The 16,913-nt window shown below is 62.4% G+C and carries 15 protein-coding genes; 5 read left to right on the top strand and 10 right to left on the bottom strand.

The genetic code is table 11. From position 1 onward, the window contains the following. The first annotated feature begins 12 nt into the window (after positions 1-12). Positions 13-1,335, top strand: coding sequence for an FMN-binding glutamate synthase family protein (locus tag ACIO0C_RS14925; protein WP_401313270.1), 1,323 nt, complete (start codon positions 13-15; stop codon positions 1,333-1,335). A gap of 145 nt (positions 1,336-1,480) precedes the next feature. On the opposite strand, the gene ACIO0C_RS14920 is transcribed toward ACIO0C_RS14925, so the two are convergent. Continuing rightward, positions 1,481-1,651: a hypothetical protein gene (locus ACIO0C_RS14920; RefSeq protein ID WP_401313267.1), complete on the bottom strand. Its 171-nt coding sequence runs from the start codon at positions 1,649-1,651 to the stop codon at positions 1,481-1,483. Here ACIO0C_RS14920 and ACIO0C_RS14915 point away from each other — a divergent pair. Further along, on the top strand, positions 1,650-2,975 hold the full coding sequence (locus ACIO0C_RS14915) for an ammonium transporter (protein ID WP_401313264.1): 1,326 nt from the start codon (positions 1,650-1,652) through the stop codon (positions 2,973-2,975). The genes ACIO0C_RS14920 and ACIO0C_RS14915 overlap by 2 nt on opposite strands. A 39-nt stretch (positions 2,976-3,014) precedes the next feature. Here the strand turns inward: ACIO0C_RS14915 and ACIO0C_RS14910 are convergent, their stop codons facing one another. From ACIO0C_RS14910 to ACIO0C_RS14870, 9 genes are all read right to left on the bottom strand, one after another. Further along, positions 3,015-3,965, bottom strand: coding sequence for a bifunctional 5,10-methylenetetrahydrofolate dehydrogenase/5,10-methenyltetrahydrofolate cyclohydrolase (locus ACIO0C_RS14910; protein ID WP_401313261.1), 951 nt, complete (start codon positions 3,963-3,965; stop codon positions 3,015-3,017). Between the two features lie 52 nt (positions 3,966-4,017). Next, complete coding sequence (locus tag ACIO0C_RS14905; protein WP_401313258.1) at positions 4,018-5,697, bottom strand: APC family permease; 1,680 nt, start codon at positions 5,695-5,697, stop codon at positions 4,018-4,020. A gap of 166 nt (positions 5,698-5,863) precedes the next feature. Continuing rightward, positions 5,864-8,206, bottom strand: a complete 2,343-nt coding sequence (locus ACIO0C_RS14900) for a DUF1989 domain-containing protein (RefSeq protein WP_401313255.1) — start codon at positions 8,204-8,206, stop codon at positions 5,864-5,866. Positions 8,207-8,221: 15 nt separating this feature from the next. After that, a complete protein-coding gene (locus ACIO0C_RS14895) occupies positions 8,222-9,589 on the bottom strand; it encodes an NAD(P)-binding domain-containing protein (protein ID WP_401313252.1) in 1,368 nt (455 codons plus the stop codon). 43 nt (positions 9,590-9,632) lie between these two features. Beyond that, the gene (purU, locus tag ACIO0C_RS14890; protein WP_401313249.1) at positions 9,633-10,499 is read right to left on the bottom strand and encodes a formyltetrahydrofolate deformylase; all 867 of its coding nucleotides are present in this window, start codon (positions 10,497-10,499) and stop codon (positions 9,633-9,635) included. A 27-nt stretch (positions 10,500-10,526) separates the two neighbouring features. Next, positions 10,527-11,657, bottom strand: coding sequence for an aminomethyltransferase family protein (locus ACIO0C_RS14885; RefSeq protein ID WP_401313246.1), 1,131 nt, complete (start codon positions 11,655-11,657; stop codon positions 10,527-10,529). Between the two features lie 34 nt (positions 11,658-11,691). Next, on the bottom strand, positions 11,692-12,708 hold the full coding sequence (locus ACIO0C_RS14880; protein ID WP_401313243.1) for a heme-dependent oxidative N-demethylase family protein: 1,017 nt from the start codon (positions 12,706-12,708) through the stop codon (positions 11,692-11,694). A gap of 9 nt (positions 12,709-12,717) precedes the next feature. Beyond that, positions 12,718-13,635, bottom strand: coding sequence for a PDR/VanB family oxidoreductase (locus ACIO0C_RS14875; protein ID WP_401313241.1), 918 nt, complete (start codon positions 13,633-13,635; stop codon positions 12,718-12,720). Further along, entirely contained in the window at positions 13,632-14,144 is a 513-nt protein-coding gene (locus ACIO0C_RS14870; RefSeq protein ID WP_401313238.1) for a dimethylamine monooxygenase subunit DmmA family protein, read from the bottom strand. The genes ACIO0C_RS14875 and ACIO0C_RS14870 overlap by 4 nt, the downstream gene beginning before the upstream one ends. A 222-nt stretch (positions 14,145-14,366) precedes the next feature. Here ACIO0C_RS14870 and ACIO0C_RS14865 point away from each other — a divergent pair, with 222 nt between their 5' ends. Genes ACIO0C_RS14865 through ACIO0C_RS14855 form a run of 3 tightly spaced genes read left to right on the top strand, consistent with a single transcriptional unit; the run spans position 14,367 to position 16,869 of the window. Beyond that, a complete protein-coding gene (locus ACIO0C_RS14865) occupies positions 14,367-15,512 on the top strand; it encodes an ATP-binding protein (RefSeq protein ID WP_401313235.1) in 1,146 nt (381 codons plus the stop codon). Further along, positions 15,481-16,152, top strand: a complete 672-nt coding sequence (locus ACIO0C_RS14860) for a response regulator (protein ID WP_401313232.1) — start codon at positions 15,481-15,483, stop codon at positions 16,150-16,152. Before ACIO0C_RS14865 ends, ACIO0C_RS14860 begins: the two co-directional genes overlap by 32 nt. Then, positions 16,153-16,869 carry a PAS domain-containing protein gene (locus tag ACIO0C_RS14855; RefSeq protein ID WP_401313229.1) on the top strand — a complete coding sequence of 239 codons (717 nt, stop codon included), beginning with the start codon at positions 16,153-16,155 and terminating at the stop codon, positions 16,867-16,869. The last annotated feature ends 44 nt before the right edge of the window (positions 16,870-16,913 follow it).

The raw sequence follows: 16,913 nt of genomic DNA, 5'->3' as shown, positions 1-16,913 counted from the left end.
AGGAGAATAGCTATGAGTGAGAAGAATCCTCCGGTACTGCGCGAGTCCGCGACCTTCGACCGCCTGACCATCCAGGAAATCCAACGCGCCGCCGAGACCGGCATCTATGACATTCGCGGCGGTGGCACCAAGCGCAAGGTCCCGCACTTCGATGACTTGCTGCTGCTTGGCGCCAGCGTGTCGCGCTACCCGCTGGAAGGCTATCGGGAAAAGTGCGGCACCGATGTGATCCTCGGCAACCGCTTCGCCAAGAAGCCGATCCACCTGAAGATTCCGGTGACCATCGCCGGCATGAGTTTCGGTGCGCTGTCAGCCAATGCCAAGGAAGCCCTGGGCCGCGGCGCTACCATCGCCGGTACCAGCACCACCACCGGTGACGGCGGCATGACCCCGGAAGAGCGCGGGCAGTCGCAGCATCTGGTCTATCAGTACCTGCCATCGCGCTACGGCATGAACCCGGATGACCTGCGCAAGGCGGACGCCATTGAAATCGTCCTGGGGCAGGGCGCCAAACCCGGTGGCGGCGGCATGTTGTTGGGCATGAAAGTCACCGAGCGAGTCGCTGGCATGCGCACGCTGCCGATCGGTGTCGACCAGCGCAGCGCCTGCCGGCACCCGGACTGGACCGGCCCGGATGACCTGGCGATCAAGATCGCCGAGATCCGCGAAATCACCGATTGGGAGAAGCCGATCTACGTGAAGATCGGCGCCAGCCGCCCGTACTACGACGTCAAGCTGGCGGTGAAGGCCGGGGCCGACGTGATCGTGCTCGATGGCATGCAGGGGGGCACGGCGGCGACCCAGGAAGTGTTTATCGAACACGTGGGGATTCCGATTTTGCCGGCCATCCCGCAAGCGGTACAGGCTTTGCAGGAGATGGGCATGCATCGCAAGGTCCAACTGATCGTTTCGGGAGGGATTCGCAACGGTGCCGACGTGGCCAAGGCCATGGCGCTGGGCGCGGACGCGGTGGCCATTGGCACGGCGGCCCTGATTGCGCTGGGCGACAACCACCCGCGCCTGGATGAAGAACTGCACAAGATTGGTTCAGCCGCAGGCTTTTATGACGACTGGCAGAACGGTCGCGACCCGGCCGGTATCACCACCCAGGACCCGGAGCTGTCCAAGCGCCTGGACCCGGTGGAAGGCGGTCGCCGCCTGGCCAACTACCTGCGGGTGTTGGTGCTGGAAGCACAGACCATGGCCCGGGCGTGCGGCAAATCGCACCTGCACAACCTGGATCCGGAGGATCTGGTGGCGTTGACGGTGGAATCGGCAGCCATGGCACGGGTGCCGCTGGCGGGAACCCGCTGGATTCCGGGTTCCGGTTACTGACACCTTTCAGGCGCTGGCTCCTTGGATCGTTCCCACGCTCTGCGTGGGAATGCCTCCAGGGACGCTCCGCGTTCCGCTTCTGTGACGCAGAGCGTCACGGGCTGCATTCCCACGCAGGAGCGTGGGAACGATCAGATACAACGCGTCATCGTTCTTCGCCGGCAAGCCGGGCTCCTACAGACAATGGCGTGCGCAAGATCGTGTTCGCCGGCAGGAGCCAGGCGTTCAGATATTCGAAGAGGCCACCAAGGCCCGTTGTTTTACTACTTGCTTGCTGCCCGACACTTCCGATTTCCATTGCAGGAGCTTTGAACATGGTCAATCGTCTTCTCGGCAAATCCCTTGTTGGCTTACTGGCGAGTAGTGCGCTGGTGCCCTTAGCGCAGGCAGCCGATGCACCCACATTGAACACCGGCAGCACGGCCTGGATGGTCATGGCGGCGGTGCTGGTGTTGTTCATGTGCCTGCCGGGCCTTGCGTTGTTTTATGGCGGCCTGGTGCGGGCGAAAAACATGTTGTCGTTGTTCACCCAGTGCTTCGGCATCGCCGGATTGGTGGGGGTGTTGTGGGTGATCTATGGCTACAGCATGGTGGTCGACACCACGGGCATGGTCGAGGGCGAGGTGACCTTCAACAGTTTTGTCGGTGGCATGAGCCGCGCCTTCCTGGCGGGAATGACACCGCAAAGCCTGGTCGGCGAGATTCCGGAAGGGGTGTTCGTGACCTTCCAGATGACCTTCGCCATCATCACCCCGGCGCTGATCGCCGGTGCCTTCGCCGAACGCATGAAGTTCTCGGCGGCGCTGTTGTTCATGGCGCTGTGGTTCACCCTGGTGTACGCCCCGGTGGCGCACATGGTCTGGGGTGGTGCGGGGGCCTTGATGCATAACTGGGGCGTCCTCGATTTTGCCGGCGGCACCGCCGTGCACATCAATGCCGGCGTTGCCGCGCTGGCCGCCTGCCTGATCCTGGGCAAGCGCAAGGGCTATGAAAATACGCCGATGCCGGCGCACAACCTGAGCCTGACCATGGTCGGTGCAGCCATGCTCTGGGTCGGCTGGTTCGGTTTCAACATCGGTTCCGGTGGCGGCCTCAGCGGCACGTCCGGCATCGTCATGCTCAATACCCAACTAGGGGCGTGCGCCGGGATTCTTGGCTGGATGTTCACCGAGTGGTTCAAGGTCGGCAAGCCGAGTGCGCTGGGCCTGGCCAGCGGTGCCCTGGCAGGTCTGGTGGGGATTACGCCAGCGTGCGCCTATGTGGGCGTGGGCGGTGCCCTGGCCATCGGCTTGTTGTGTGGGGTGTTCTGCTACTTGAGCGTTACGGTGCTCAAGCGCCGTTTCGGTTATGACGACAGCCTCGACGTGTTCGGCCTTCACGGCATCGGCGGGATGATCGGCGCGGTGTTGACCGGTGTGTTTTGCGTGCCGTCCCTGGGTGGGCTGGTGGAAGGCGTGAGCATGGGGAGCCAGGTGCTGGCGCAGATCAAGGGTGTAGCGCTGACGACGGTGTACTGCTTCGTCATCAGCTGGCTCATTCTCAAAGTGGTGAATGTCGTGGTCGGCCTGCGTGCCGATGAGTCGGTGGAAGAGATGGGCCTGGATCTGGCCGAGCACAATGAGCGTGCCTACAACCACTGATTGACAGTGATCTGCCTGTAGGAGCGAGCAGGCTCGCTCCTACAATTGCATTGGTTGGCGAGTCCAGGTCGCACGCTGCAACTGGCTGGCAATCAGGGTGTTTTTCAGCAGATAAGCAATGGTCATCGGCCCGACACCACCGGGCACTGGCGTGATTGCGCTGGCGACGGTGCGTGCACTGGCGTAATCGACATCGCCGACCAGTCTATCGCCCGACGCGCTGGCAATGCGATTAATCCCCACATCAATCACCACCGCTCCAGGCTTGAGCCAGCTGGCATCGATCAGCTGTGGGCGACCCACCGCTGCCACCACGATGTCCGCCAGCCTGCACAATGCCGGCGCATCGACGCTGCGCGAGTGCACCACGCTGACCGAGCAGTTGGCCTGCAACAACAGCGTCGCCATGGGTTTGCCGACGATGTTCGAACGGCCGATGACGACGGCATGCAAGCCACTCAAGTCACCGCAGGTTTCGTGCAGCAGGCGCATGCAGCCGCTGGGGGTGCAGGGTGTCAGTACTTCGATGCCCTGGACCAGCCCACCGACGTTTTCCCGATGAAAACCGTCCACGTCCTTGATCGGGTCAATGGCATGGATCACCGCGGCTTCATCGATGTGGTCCGGCAATGGCAATTGCACCAGGATCCCGTTCACCGTGACGTCGGCGTTCAGTTGCGCGATCAGTTCCAGCACCTCGTTCTGGCTGGCACTTTGCGCCAGGCGGTACTCCAGTGAACGGATGCCGACCTCCTTGGCCCGCAGCAGCTTGTTGCGCACATACACCTCGCTGGCCGGGTCTTCACCCACAAGCAATACGGCCAGGACGGGGTAGATCTGTTGTCGGGCCAGGACCTGAACCTCATCTCGAACCTCGTCGAGAACCTGGGCCGAGATGGCTTTGCCGTCGATATCGCGGGCAGGTGCGGGGGTGGCGTTGAGCAAAATAGTCACCGTTGTCTGGATTGAGTGGAGAGCTGAAGCGATCATCGAGGCGCCATTGCGCCCCGATGATTGATCAAGTACCTGCGGGCAAGGAAGCTCAGGCTACCAGTTGATGGCAGCCATATACCACCAGTACGCCCGCGATCAGCGTGGCATAGGGCAACCAGCCGGCGCGTTTCTGACCAGCATCGGCCTCAACGTGCAACTCACTGAGCATAGCTTGCGGGAAGCGCCCCTGGTCCTGCACGTAGTGGCGGTAGCAGAACACCGGCAGGATCAAAAGCGCCAGCAGCAGGCCGGTCACCAGGGTTCCGGCGCCCCAGATGTCGGCGCCCAGGCCCATGCAGGCCAGGTTGACGAAACTCAGTACACCACCGGCCGCCAGCAGCACGGTGGGCGCTTTGTACGGGCGGATCCAGTCAGGGCGATCCAGGCGATGGATCCAGCCGGCGTTGAGGTTGAGGAAGTTGAAAATGATGTAGCTGACGTTCGACGCCGCGAGGACGAATACATAATCGGACATCAACAACAGCAGCAGGTTGAACGACAGGTCGGTCCACATGGCAGCGGTGGGGGCGCCGTGTTCGTTGGTGCGGCCCAGGTATTTCGGCAGCCAGCCATCCACCGACGCCTGGTACAGGGTGCGCGAGGACCCGGACATGGACGTCATGATCGCCAGCAACGTGGCGAGGACCAGCATGATCAACACGATGTTGGCCACCACCTTGCCGCCGCCGATGCTGTCTGCCATGACCTGGCCAACACCCATGCCACTGTAAATCGCCGGCGACAACAGGCCGCTGTAGACCGCCGGTGTGACCACCGCACCGCTGCTATCGAGCTCGGCCGGGGTTACCAACTGGCCAAGACCCAGGCTGCCTTGAAATGCCAGGGGCACGAGTGTGAACACCAGGATGCACAGCAGGCCGGCATAGAAGATCGCCTTGAAGGTGTCGCGCTTTGGGTCCTTGAATTCGCGCGTATAACACACCGCCGTTTCGAAGCCGTAGGTCGACCACGCGGCCATGAACAGCCCACCGGCCATCAACGACCATCCGGACATATCCCAGGGCCCGTCGATGACCTGGCCGGCCGCATCATGCGCCAAGGGGTACAACGGCAGGAAATTGGCCTGGGCCGCATCCCCGGTGAACAATGGCACGACGCCCACCAGCAGTAATGGAATCAGCGACGTCACACCCAGCACCAGCGTGAGGCGTGCCGAGCGCAGGATGCCGCCATGCTGCACGGCAAAGACCGTCAGTAGAATCAACAGGCCGATGGCGAATGTCGCATTGATCCGCAGCGACAGGCCGCTCTTGATCCAGCCCAGGTCGAGCAAGGTCAGTTGCCAGGTATTGATCAACGCATCGGCTGGAAACAGGGCGGTGAGGATGTAGCCGGCCGCCAGCCCCGAACCGATCGACAGCACCGGCGACCATGCCAGCCAGTTGCACCACACCGAAACCGGGGCGATCAGCTTGCTGTAACGTACCCAGGCAACCGCGCCGTAGACCGAGGCGCCACCGGACTTGTGCGGGAACAGCCCGGCGATTTCGGCATAGGTGAAGGCCTGGATGAACCCGAACAGAATCGACACGATCCAGACGATCCAGGCCGGTTTGCCAACCGTAGCGGCGATTGCGCCGATGGAAAACAGCACCAGGGCGGGCACGCCACTGGCGACCCAGAAAGCCCCGCGCCAATCGATCTTGCGGTGCAGGCTGCCCACTGAACTGGCGGCCTGCGGTACGGCCTCGAACGTAGTCGCTTCCATCTTCGTATTCCCATGTCTGAGTAGAACCGAACCCCTGTAGGAGCGAGCCTGCTCGCGATGGACGTCAACGAAAACGCGTGTTTTCTGGAAAAACGCGTTGTTCTTGAGTTCATCGCCAGCAGGTTTGCTCCTGCAGGGTGTGTATGGGCAGTCAAAAAGAGGTCGATCAACTACGGACCCGGCTCTTCTGCGGGTCGTAGAAAATCGCTGCGCTGACCGTGGCGCTGATGCGCTTCTGAAGGCCATCGACTTTGCCGATTTCCAGTTCCGTGCCCGCATCGCTACAGGCCACATCGACCCTGCACAGCGCGATGTTGCTGGCAAGCAACGGCGAACGGCAGGCACTGGTGATGACGCCGACCTGGGCCCTACCGCGGTAGACCGGGTCGCCGTGGTGAGCCGCTTCGTTACCGTTCACTTGCAGGCCCACCAGCTTGTGCGCGGGATGGGCGCAGCGGCGCAGCAGGGCGTCGCGCCCGATGAAGTCATCGGTTTTGCTTTTGAGCGGTACGCAAAAACCGATACCCGCTTCGAATGGATCGGTCTGATCGCTGAACTCGTAGCCGGCAAACACCAGCCCGGCTTCGATGCGCAGCATGTCCAGTGCTTCCAGGCCCAGCGGCACCACGCCCAAGGGTTGGCCGAGCGCCCAGATCCGGTCCCAGACCTTTTCGGCATCGCTTGGGTGGCACCAGACTTCGTAACCCAGTTCGCCGGTGTAGCCGGTGCGCGAAATCATCAGCGGGCAGCCGTCATGACCGTCCAGGCGGCCGACCAGGAAACGGAACCAGCCCAGGGTTTCCAGGCTCGGTTGGGTCGGCGCGGTCCAGACCATCTGCTTGAGCAGTTCGCGGCTCATCGGACCTTGCACCGCCAGGTTGTGAATCTGCTCGCTGGCGGATTTGACCCAGACCTTCATGCCGAGTTTTTGTGCCTGTTCGCGCAGCCAGACGCCGGCGTAGTCTTCGCCGCAGATCCAGCGGAAATTATCCGGGCCCAGGCGCAGCAAGGTGCCGTCGTCGAGCATGCCGCCATGCGCGTGACACATCGCCGAGTACACCACTTGCCCCACCGCCAGGCGCCGCACGTCGCGGGTCAGGCAGTACTGCAACAAGGCTTCGGCGTCGGGGCCGATGATTTCGAATTTGCGCAGGGCGGTCAGGTCCATCACGGCCACCCGTTCGCGGCAACCCAGGTATTCCTCGATCGCGCCGTAGCCGTCATAGCGCAGTGGCAACCACCAGTTGCGGTAGTCGACGAAGCTGCCAGTCATCGTGCTGGTACGTGAATGGAACGCCGATTCACGGGTGAGGATCGGGTCGGCGTCGGCCGTGGTTCGAGTGCTCATGGCGAGGGAAAAACGCTCCTTTTCGCTGTAGATGCGGACATGGATATCGGTCGGGTTCCAGCCGTTGGCCGGGTCGATGTCATCCGGGCACGAGGTACTGCCACATAGCAGATCGGTCATGGCCCGCAACAGCACATAGTCGCCGGGGCGCGACCAGGGCTCGTCGAGGGTCATTTGCTGGTGCGCGTCGATTGCGGTGTTGAAGAAGAAATTGATCGCCGGCCAGCCATTGCGGGCCTTGACTCCGTGCGGTGCCAGCACCTTGCTGAGGTTGTCGCTGCAGTTGTCGTGCCCGAAATAACCGTGGCTCTCGTAGTAGCGAGCGGCGCAAGCCAGGGCGAAGGCGTCATGACGGCCGACGGTGTCTTGCACGACCTCGAGCATCGGCTGCATTTGCCGGTCGAAAAACTTCGAAAACAGCCCGGGCGCCGGGTAAGCGCTGCCATTCAATGTGCGGGTAACGGTCTGGTCCAGGTCCAGCTCCAGGCCGCGATCCAGTGCGCGCCGATCCAGGGCGACGAAGTCCGAGCACTGGCGGCCGGCGACATCCAGCACTTGCACGTACTGGCCCTTGCCGACGGTGTAGCTGCGGGCAGTGCCGGGGCTGAGGGTGAACTCGTCGAGCAATTCACCCAACGGTTCCGGCAGGGCGGGCAGCAACAGTGACGAGGGATTGGCCCGGGTCACCCACAACCGGAGTTCGCTGGGGCGGTATTGCAGGTCGACCGAGGTCGGCCCGGCGGGCGCCGCGACGATCACCAGCAACGCTGCGCAGGCCACAAAATGCCGGCTGTAGCCGGCGGGGCTGTTGTTGTCCCAGAGTGATGCGGCATCAGGCAGGTGCTGCGGATCGACACCGCGCCGCACCAGTGCCTGGACCACGCGACGTGCCTGCACGCTCCCATCGAACAGTCGTGAAGTGATGAACCGACAGTCTGCCGAACCGCTCAGTGCCCAATCGGCGAGCGCGCTGTGGCCATTGGCTGCCAACGCCAATAATTCGCATGTCTGTTGGCCTTCGAGGTCGATCACTTGCAGGCTGTCGCCGGGCTGCAGGGCGACCAGGGTCAGGCCACCTGCAGCCACCCTGTAGCGCTCCAGATCAGGAGCGCGGGCATAAAGGCCGGGCTCCCGGGGTCGCGAAAAACGAGGTGCATTCATGAGCAGGCTCCAGGGTCAGCCAACTGACTTGATGGCAGTTGGCGGCTCACCGAGGTACGCCGCCATGGAGTCGTCCAGGGCTTGTAGCCAGGGAGTGTGGTGGGGAGGTGACTGGGTGCCGGTCATCAGCGAGCGATAGGACTTGTCGCGATAGCCCATGATGTCTGCGGCCTTGTCATGCTTCCAGTGCAGAAAGGTTTCGTTGACCGCGGCGATGTCGAAGTCGGGGTAGTCGGTTGCGTCCACCAGGTGCTGGATGTAGGCGCCCTGGTACTCGAACATCTGCTGGTTGGTTTGCAGCGTCTGTTCCCGTTCATGCCATTGGCAGCTGTCGGCGATCATTTCAGCCTGGCCTGGCAGTTCGATGCGTCCGAGAATGACATCGCGGGCGTACCAGGCCTGGGCGTCGAACATGTTGAAGGAGTACCACTGATCCTGCATGCCGAGGTAAATCAGCCGGGGGTTTGGTTCCCAGAACACGCCTTTGTAGAGGTTCATTGGCCACAGGCGGTTGTCGGTCTTGAGGCTCAACTCGTCCGGCAGAAACGGGAAGTGATGCTTGTAACCGGTGCAGAGGATGACCGCATCGATGTGCTTGCTGCTGCCATCGATGAACCAGGCACGGTTGTTTTCCAGGCGTTGCAGCAGCGGTTTTTCTTCCCAGTTGTCCGGCCAGGCATAACCCATGGGCGCGGTGCGGTAGCAGCTGGTGATGCTGCGGGCGCCGTACTTGTAGCACTGCGAACCGATGTCCTCGGCGGAATAGCTGCTGCCGACGATCAGCAGGTCCTTGCCCTTGAACTCCAGTGCCTCACGGAAATCGTGGGCGTGCAGGATACGCCCGGCGAACTGTTCGAAGCCTTCGAAGTACGGCACCTTGGGGGTGGAGAAATGACCGCAGGCGTTGATCACGTAGTCGAACTGTTCGCAGGTCAGGGTATCGCTGTTGTAGTCGTGGGCGTGCAGGGTGAAGCGCTGGCTTTGCTCATCGAACGTGACCTGGCGCACCACGTTGTTGAAGCGGATGTAGTCACGCACGCCAGCCTTTTCGACCCGACCCTTGATGTAGTCCCACAGCACTTCGCGTGGCGGGTAGGAGCCGATGGGGCGGCCGAAATGTTCTTCGAAGGTGTAGTCGGCGAACTCCAGGCATTCCTTCGGTCCGTTCGACCACAGGTAGCGGTACATGCTGCCGTGCACCGGTTCACCGTTCTCGTCCAGGCCGGTGCGCCAGGTGTAGTTCCACATGCCGCCCCAGTCACTCTGCTTCTCGAAGCAGACCAGCTCGGGGATGTCGGCGCCCTGGTCGCGGGCCGACTGGAAAGCTCGAAGTTGCGCCAGGCCGCAAGGTCCGGCGCCGATGATTGCCACGCGTAATGTCATGGTCGTGCCTCGTATTGGCTATTGAAATGAAAGGCAGGGGCGCTCAGCGAAAGATCACTGTCTTGTCCTGGTTGATGAACACCCGGTGTTCCAGGTGGTATTTGAGGGCTTTGGAGAGGGCGACCGTTTCGGTATCGCGGCCGATGGCGACCAGGGAATCGGGCAGATGGGTATGGTCGACCCGCTGGATTTCCTGCTCGATGATCGGTCCCTCGTCGAGGTCGCTGGTGACGTAATGCGCCGTGGCACCGATCAGTTTCACGCCGCGGTCGTAGGCCTGGTGATACGGCTTGGCACCCTTGAAACCGGGCAGGAACGAGTGATGAATATTGATGGCTCGCCCGGACAACTGCTGGCACAGCCCGTCGGACAGGATCTGCATGTAGCGGGCGAGTACCACCAGGTCGGTCCGGGTGTCCTCGACGATGCGCATCAACTCGGCTTCCTGGCTGGCCTTGCTGTCCTTGGTGATGGGCAGGTAGATGAAGCGAATGCCCTCGCGTTCGGCCATCGCCCGCAAGTCCAGGTGGTTGGAGACCACTGCCGTGATGGTCATGTCCATTTCGCCCTTGCGGTGGCGATACAGCAGGTCGGTCAGGCAATGGTCGAATTTGCTGACCATCAGCAGCACCCGGGTCGGCTCGCTGGTGCAGAAAAGCTGCCACTGCATGTCGAAGCCGCCGGCCAGGTCGCCCAAGTCTTCGCGCAGGGCACCGATATCGCCGGTGACGCCGGCGTTGAAACGAAATACCGCGCGCATGAAAAACTGCCCGGTGAATTCGTCGTCGAATTGCGCTAGCTCACTGATGTAGCACTGTTGCGCCGCCAGGCAGGTGGTGATGGCGGCGACGATGCCGGAGGCTGCCGGGCAACTGATCTTGAGAATGTAATGTTCGCAGGTGTCCATCATGGGCTCCTTGATGCAATGGATGGAGGCTCAGCCCTTGGCCGTGCGCTTGGTTTTTTCCGGGTCGTCGAAGGGCAGGGCATGGGTCAGCGCCGCGACCTCCAGACTGCCGCGAACCTGCAGGGCAATCCCGGGCGTGGAGCAGGCAAGGTTTATGCGGGCGATGGCCATGGAACGTTTGCTCAGGCGCGAATACATGCCACAGGTGATCACTCCGACTTGCTTGTCGCCTTGCCAGAGGGTGTCGCCGGCCTCGGCGGGGCGAACGCCTTCGAGCAGGACGCCGGTGATCTTGAAACGCTCCTGGCCGCGCAGTCGAAAATGCTCTTCGGCGCCGCGGAAATCGCGCTTGTCCGGGGACACGGTGAAATCCAGGCCCATTTCCCACAGGGTGTCGCCCGCCTTCTGGTCGGCGAAGGGGTACATCTGCGAGTTGTCGTAGGGAAAGAACATCAGCGAGCTTTCCACCCGCAACCAGTCCAGTGCGGTGAAGGCGCAGGGAATGATGCCCAGGCTCGCGCCCTGTTCGAGAATCGAGTCCCACAGCGCTGGGGCATCGGCTGCCTTGCAGAAAATCTCGTAGCCTCGCTCGCCGGTGTAGCCGGTTCGGGAGATCATCACCGGGCGGTCGAACAGGCGGGTCTGCAGGTGATGGAAGTAGGGCAGCTGACGAATACCGGGGACGTGCTCGGCGAGAAAGTCCACGGCCAATGGCCCTTGCAGCGAGAGGTCGTGCAAGTCGTCATCGAACAGCACCGCCACTTGCCGACCCTGGGAGGAGCGCACCAGCATTTCGTAACCGCTGCCGGCACCATGCACCACCATGAACGCGTTGGGCCCGGTGCGGTAGACGATGCAGTCATCGACGAACTTGCCATCCTCGTCGAGCATCGAGGCGTACACCGATTTGCCCGGGTAGAGCTTGGCGATGTCACGGGTGGTGGCCCACTGCAACAGGCTTTCGGCGTGGGGACCGACGTAGTGGACTTTCTTCAGGCCGGACACATCCATCAAGCCCGCGCGGGTGCGGATCGCCTGATGATGATCGGCAAGTTCGCTGTTGTAGGTCCAGGCAGTGCCCATGCCGTTCCAGTCTTCCAGGTTCGAGCCGAGTGCGCGGTGCCGTTCGGCCAGTGCAGAAATACGCCATGAGTGAGCCATGTGAGGATCCTTGTCGGGAGAAAGTGGTAAGGGGTCAGGCTTGCGGGTCGAAGCGGCTCAGCCACTGGACCAGGGTCTGTCGATAGCGGCTCATGCCCTTGTAGTCGGCGATCGGCTCGGGCAAGTCGCGCAGCACGCGGTGCAGGCGGCAGCCCCAGCCGGGCTGAGTGACCAGCGAATCCATGCTGATCAGGTAGGTGCGGATGCTGAACATCACCGCGTTGCTGCGGGGCAAGCGGGCCATCACTTGCAATTCGACCCGCAGATGCACGTGCTGCCCGACGTTTTCGGCGGTAATGCGCCCACGGTCGGCGCCCCATTCATGGAACGTCTCGGGTGAGGAGTCGAGACGCGGCTTGATGGTCAGCGTCCAGTTCAGGCGTCGCACCGGCTGCCCGGCCTGCAGGGCCAGCAGGTACTTCAATGCGCGGTCGAACACACCCATCTGATGGGCCATGGGCACCGGTGAATGCCACTGCTTGAAACTCATGCCAGCGTCGAACGCCAGGGACCAGTCGGCCGGGCTTGTGACCATGCCGGCGTCCATGTACAGGTCACCGTCGCGCTGATCGAGCAGGGCGAAATCCCCCTGGACCTGACGGGTGATGAACGCCAGCGGCTCGCAGGGAAGGCTTGCGGCATCACCGAAAACAAAGCGCTGATCGATGTCCAGCAGATGATTGCGCCAATGCCAGTGGTCGCCTTGACGCTCCAGTACGAACCACTGCGGATAGTCGGCGGCGAGGTGCTCCATGAGCATCTGCAGCGCATCCCACGCCGCCACTTGCATGTGCGGCATCACCAGGTAACGGCGCGGGTCCTTGTCCAGTACCAACGCGCGTTCGGCCATTTCCGAACGGTAGTGTTCGTCGATGTCGAAGCTGTGCTGGTAAATCGAACCAGGGTCCCGGGAAGTGGCGGGTTCGATGTTCACCGAATACAGATAGCTGTCCTCGGTAAAGGGAAAAGGAAACCGGCGGATGGCGGCGGGGCTGTTGCGAAAGCTGAAGTCGTTTCGATAGCTCAGCACGGGGCTTGATGGAACGGTCATGGTCGACTCCTATAGGTCTAGCGAAACGCAAGGGCCGCAGCCGCGAGAGACGCAGGGCATGAGAAAATCGGCCTGCTCGGCGGGGCTCAGAAAGCTGTCGCGGTGCTCGATTTCACCGCGCACATGGCGGGTCATGCATTGGCCACAGACCCCGCCACGGCACAGGTTGGGGATCTGCAGGCCGGCGGACTCCAGCGCTTCGAGCAGGCTTTGTTCGGCCCCGACCCGCAGACGCTGCCCGCTGCGCAGCAGTTCCAGATCGAAGGCTTGCCCGGGTGTTGCGCCCTTGAAGGCTTCCCAGTGCACCCGCGCCAAGGGCCAGCCCAGGGCCCTGGCCTGCTGCTGAACTGCATCGAGCAAGGTTTGCGGGCCGCAGGTATAGACGTGACTGCCCAGCGGGCGATCGCGCAGGATCGTGCTCAGGTCCGGGCGGCCGCTGTAGGTGTGCAGTCGCGATCCCAGCCGTTGTTGCAATGGCTGGAGATAGGCATCGCTCAGGCCCGGGCGACAGAGGTAATGCAGTTCGAAATCGGCCTGGCGTCGTTCCAGCTCCGCAACGTGCGACATGAACGGTGTGATGCCGATACCACCGGCGATCAGGATGTGCAGACGGGCGGTCGAGTGCAGGGCGAACAGGTTGGCCGGCGGCGATATCTGCAGCGTGTCGCCTGCCTTTACGTGCAGGTGCAAGTAGTGCGAGCCGCCGCGAGAGGCTTCCTGCAGGCGTACCGCGATACGGTAGTGGCTGTCCGACGGGTCGCTGGTCAACGAGTAGGCATTGCGTACATTGCCCGGTAGGTGGACCTGTATATGACTGCCGGCAGAGAACCCCGGCAGGGAACCGGTGCAGGGTTGCAGGGTGAATTCGCGCACGACCGGAGTGAGCATGTTGGTCGCGCTGACCCGGACCATCAGCGCGCCGCTCATGGCTGGACTCCTGCATATGGCTGGTCGGCGTTGGTGCAGACACCGAGGTAAGCCCCCAGGCGTTGGGAAAAATGCTGGCGCACCTCCAGCCCGACTTCACAGCGCACGCAAGTGAGCGATGGCTGCGGCCCGCAAGCCTGGGTCAGGCCGCAATGCACGCAATACACCGAGCGCTGGCCGACGATGGAGCGGGTGATGTCGATCTCGTCATCTTCCAGCCCCGCGGCGCGGGCTTGAGCGTGAATGCGCCACACGAATGCCTCGTCACCCATGATGTACACGTGACTGCCCACGGTGGCGCTGCCCAGCACCTGATGCAGGCGGGCACTGAAGTCGCTGTTCTCCTGGTTCAGCACCAGGGGCTGTTGCAACTCGCCGACAAAGGACGCGCAGGCGGCCGCCGATTGCAGGATCACGATATGGCGGGTGGCGGCTTCACGAGGAAGCGGCTGGCGATAGAGCGGGAGGCTGTGAAGTCGATCCGGGGCGGCGCTGTGTCTATCCGTCATGCTGGCTTTCCTGTTGATCCGCACCTGTTTGAAGGGGCGAGAAAGGCGTTGGACAGGGTGTGTTGTTTCCTGTTGGGGAAGATAATTTCCTACGGGGAAAAATCTCTCAATCCAGAAAAAGCGCTATCTCTTTGGGGGTAAGCCTTGCTCGAGGGCCGTTCGGGGCATGGAAGTTGCTGGTCCTTGTTCACAGCCGAGCAAGCGGACGGGGAGTGATCGATAGTGCGAACACGAGTGCAGTGGTGGCCGCTCTGGTGGGGGCGTATCCGTCCCGAACAGGCGCGCAGCGTGCGCAAGCTGTTGGCCGGGTTGCCCTTGAGCCAGGTGCACGCTGACGGTGCCTTGGCGGTTTTTACGGACCGTTTCGAAGCACTGTTGCCCGGTTGCCAACTGAACCTGATCCTCGGCGGTGTCGAGCCGACGCCGGCTCGGCGCGGTTTGATCGAGGGTTGCCACGACGTGGAGCACTGCCCCAGGCGAACCCTTGCATCGAACGAATCCGCCCAAGCCTGTGGTCCTTGTCGGCAAAGGGGCGTGCATCGCCTGCTGTGTGCCTTACCCGATAGCGACGAACCCGGCAGTGGCTGGTTGATGCTCGATACGTCACGCGCGGCCGGCGAGAGCTGGCGCCGGTTGCTGGAAGAGACCGCGCAGGCCGTCAGCGTCAGTGTGCGTCTGCTCTGTCACACCCGCGAACAGCAACGTAGGCATGCGACTTTCCGGCACGGTGCGCTGGCCCGTGAACTGCACGATTCGGTGGCCCAGCAGTTGGGTTATCTATCGTTTCAGGCGAGTCTGTTGCAGTCGCAGATGGGCGAGCCTGCGCAGGCGGCTGCGGTGTTGCAAGAGTTGCGCGGCGGCTTGAGCCAGCTCCAGCGCCAGGTACGGGAACTGATCACCAGCGCCCGCCTGACCATGGATGGGCGCTCCCTGCGCCAGGCCCTGGCCGACTCCGTCGCGGAGTTCTCACGACGTTGCATCATCGTGTTCGAACTGGATAACCGCCTGGCCGACGACGCCTTGGGCCCGGAAACCGAATTGCAGGTATTGCAGATCATTCGCGAGGCGCTGGCCAACGCGGTACGCCATTCCCATGCACGCCATGTGCGCATCGAGTTGCGGCAAAACCAGGATGGTGATGCGTCGGTGTCGGTGGAGGATGACGGCATCGGCTTGAGCCCGGCGTCAGGGGAGGAAAACCATTTCGGGCTGGCGATTATCCGCGAGCGTGCCGCGAGCATTGGCGCGCGGCTGACCATTGAGGCCATCCGTCCGCACGGGGTACGCGTGCACCTTGGCCTTTGCCGTCACCAGGATTTGTCAGAGGGGAGTTTCGATGGACTGCACGACCTTGTTACTGATCGATGATCACCCTTTGTTTCGCAGGGGCCTGGCCCAGCTGTTCGATGCCAGTGACGACTTTGCGGTGGTGGGGCAGGCCGCCAGTGGTCGCGAAGGCATCAATCTGGCCGTGAGCCTGGCCCCGCAACAGGTTCTGCTTGACCTGCACATGCCAGGCTTGAGCGGCTTGCAGGTCCTTGATGAACTGCGTCAGCTGCGCCTGGACTGTCAGGTGGTGGTGCTAACCGCTTCGATGGATCGCGCCGAGTTATTGATGGCCCTGCGCCTGGGAGCCAGCGGTTATGTGCTCAAGGAAACCGAGCCCGATGCATTGCTGGACTACATGCGCAATTGCAACAGGGGCGCGATCGTCCTGGAGTCGACCCTGATTGCCCTGCTGGCCGATCAGGGCGCGTCGACGCATCGGCCCGTGCACGATATTGAACAATGCGACACCCGCAACCTGACCGAGCGCGAAGGCCAGACGCTGGCCCTGATCGCCACCGGCATGAGCAATAAACAGATCGGCCGGGAACTGGGGATCAGCGATGGCACGGTCAAGATCTATGTGAAGAATCTTTTGCAGAAACTCAGTCTGCACTCGCGTCTGGAACTGGCGGCCTGGGTGCACAACGGCGCATCGGTGAGACATGGGGAGCGTCATTAGATGATGGATCACTTTCCTGCGGCGTTGCTGGAGCTGACGGATGACGGTCAGATCGCACACTTCAATCTGGCGTGGGTGGAGTTGATGGATCGACCCGAATGCGGGCGCAACCTCATCGACCATGTGCACCACGAAGACCGCTCGATGTGGCGCCAGGCGCTGCATGAGTTGCGTCGGCGACCCGAGTCCTCTTTCAATCAGCGGCTGCGCTTTGTGCACCCGTCAGGGGAACTGCGCTGGTTCGAGGTCAGCCTCAGGCGTGGTGATCAGGGTTTCTACCTGGTCGCGGGGGACATCACGGCGCACAAGCGGCGCGAGATTGCCTTGCTGGCCAGCCAGCGCAGCTGCATGAGCCTGCTCGACAGCATGCCGGGGCTGATCTATCGCGGACGCAACAACCGTGACTGGACCATGGAGTTTGTCAGCGCCGGGTGCCTGCAACTGACCGGGTATCCAGCGGAGCGGCTGGTGGACAATCATGAATTCACCTACAACAGCCTGATCCTGGCGCAAGACGCCGAGTATGTCTGGCGCGAAGTCCAATATGCCCTGTCACGGCGGGAGCCGTTCGAACTCAACTACCGGATTCGCTGCGCCGATCATTCGATCAAGCACGTCTGGGAGAAAGGTGTCGGGATCTACGCCGATACCCGTGAAGTGCTGGGTATCGAGGGGGCCATTTTCGAGCGCAACACCCGGCACGATTCAGCGCGCTGAGCGACGTCACGGGGGCAGGGCACAACGCCGGGCATTGCGCCCGA

The organism is Pseudomonas sp. NPDC087336 (assembly GCF_044744285.1).
Lineage (GTDB): Bacteria > Pseudomonadota > Gammaproteobacteria > Pseudomonadales > Pseudomonadaceae > Aquipseudomonas.
The sequence above is the reverse complement of the archived record's forward strand: the minus strand, read 5'-3'. Positions and strand labels throughout refer to the sequence as shown.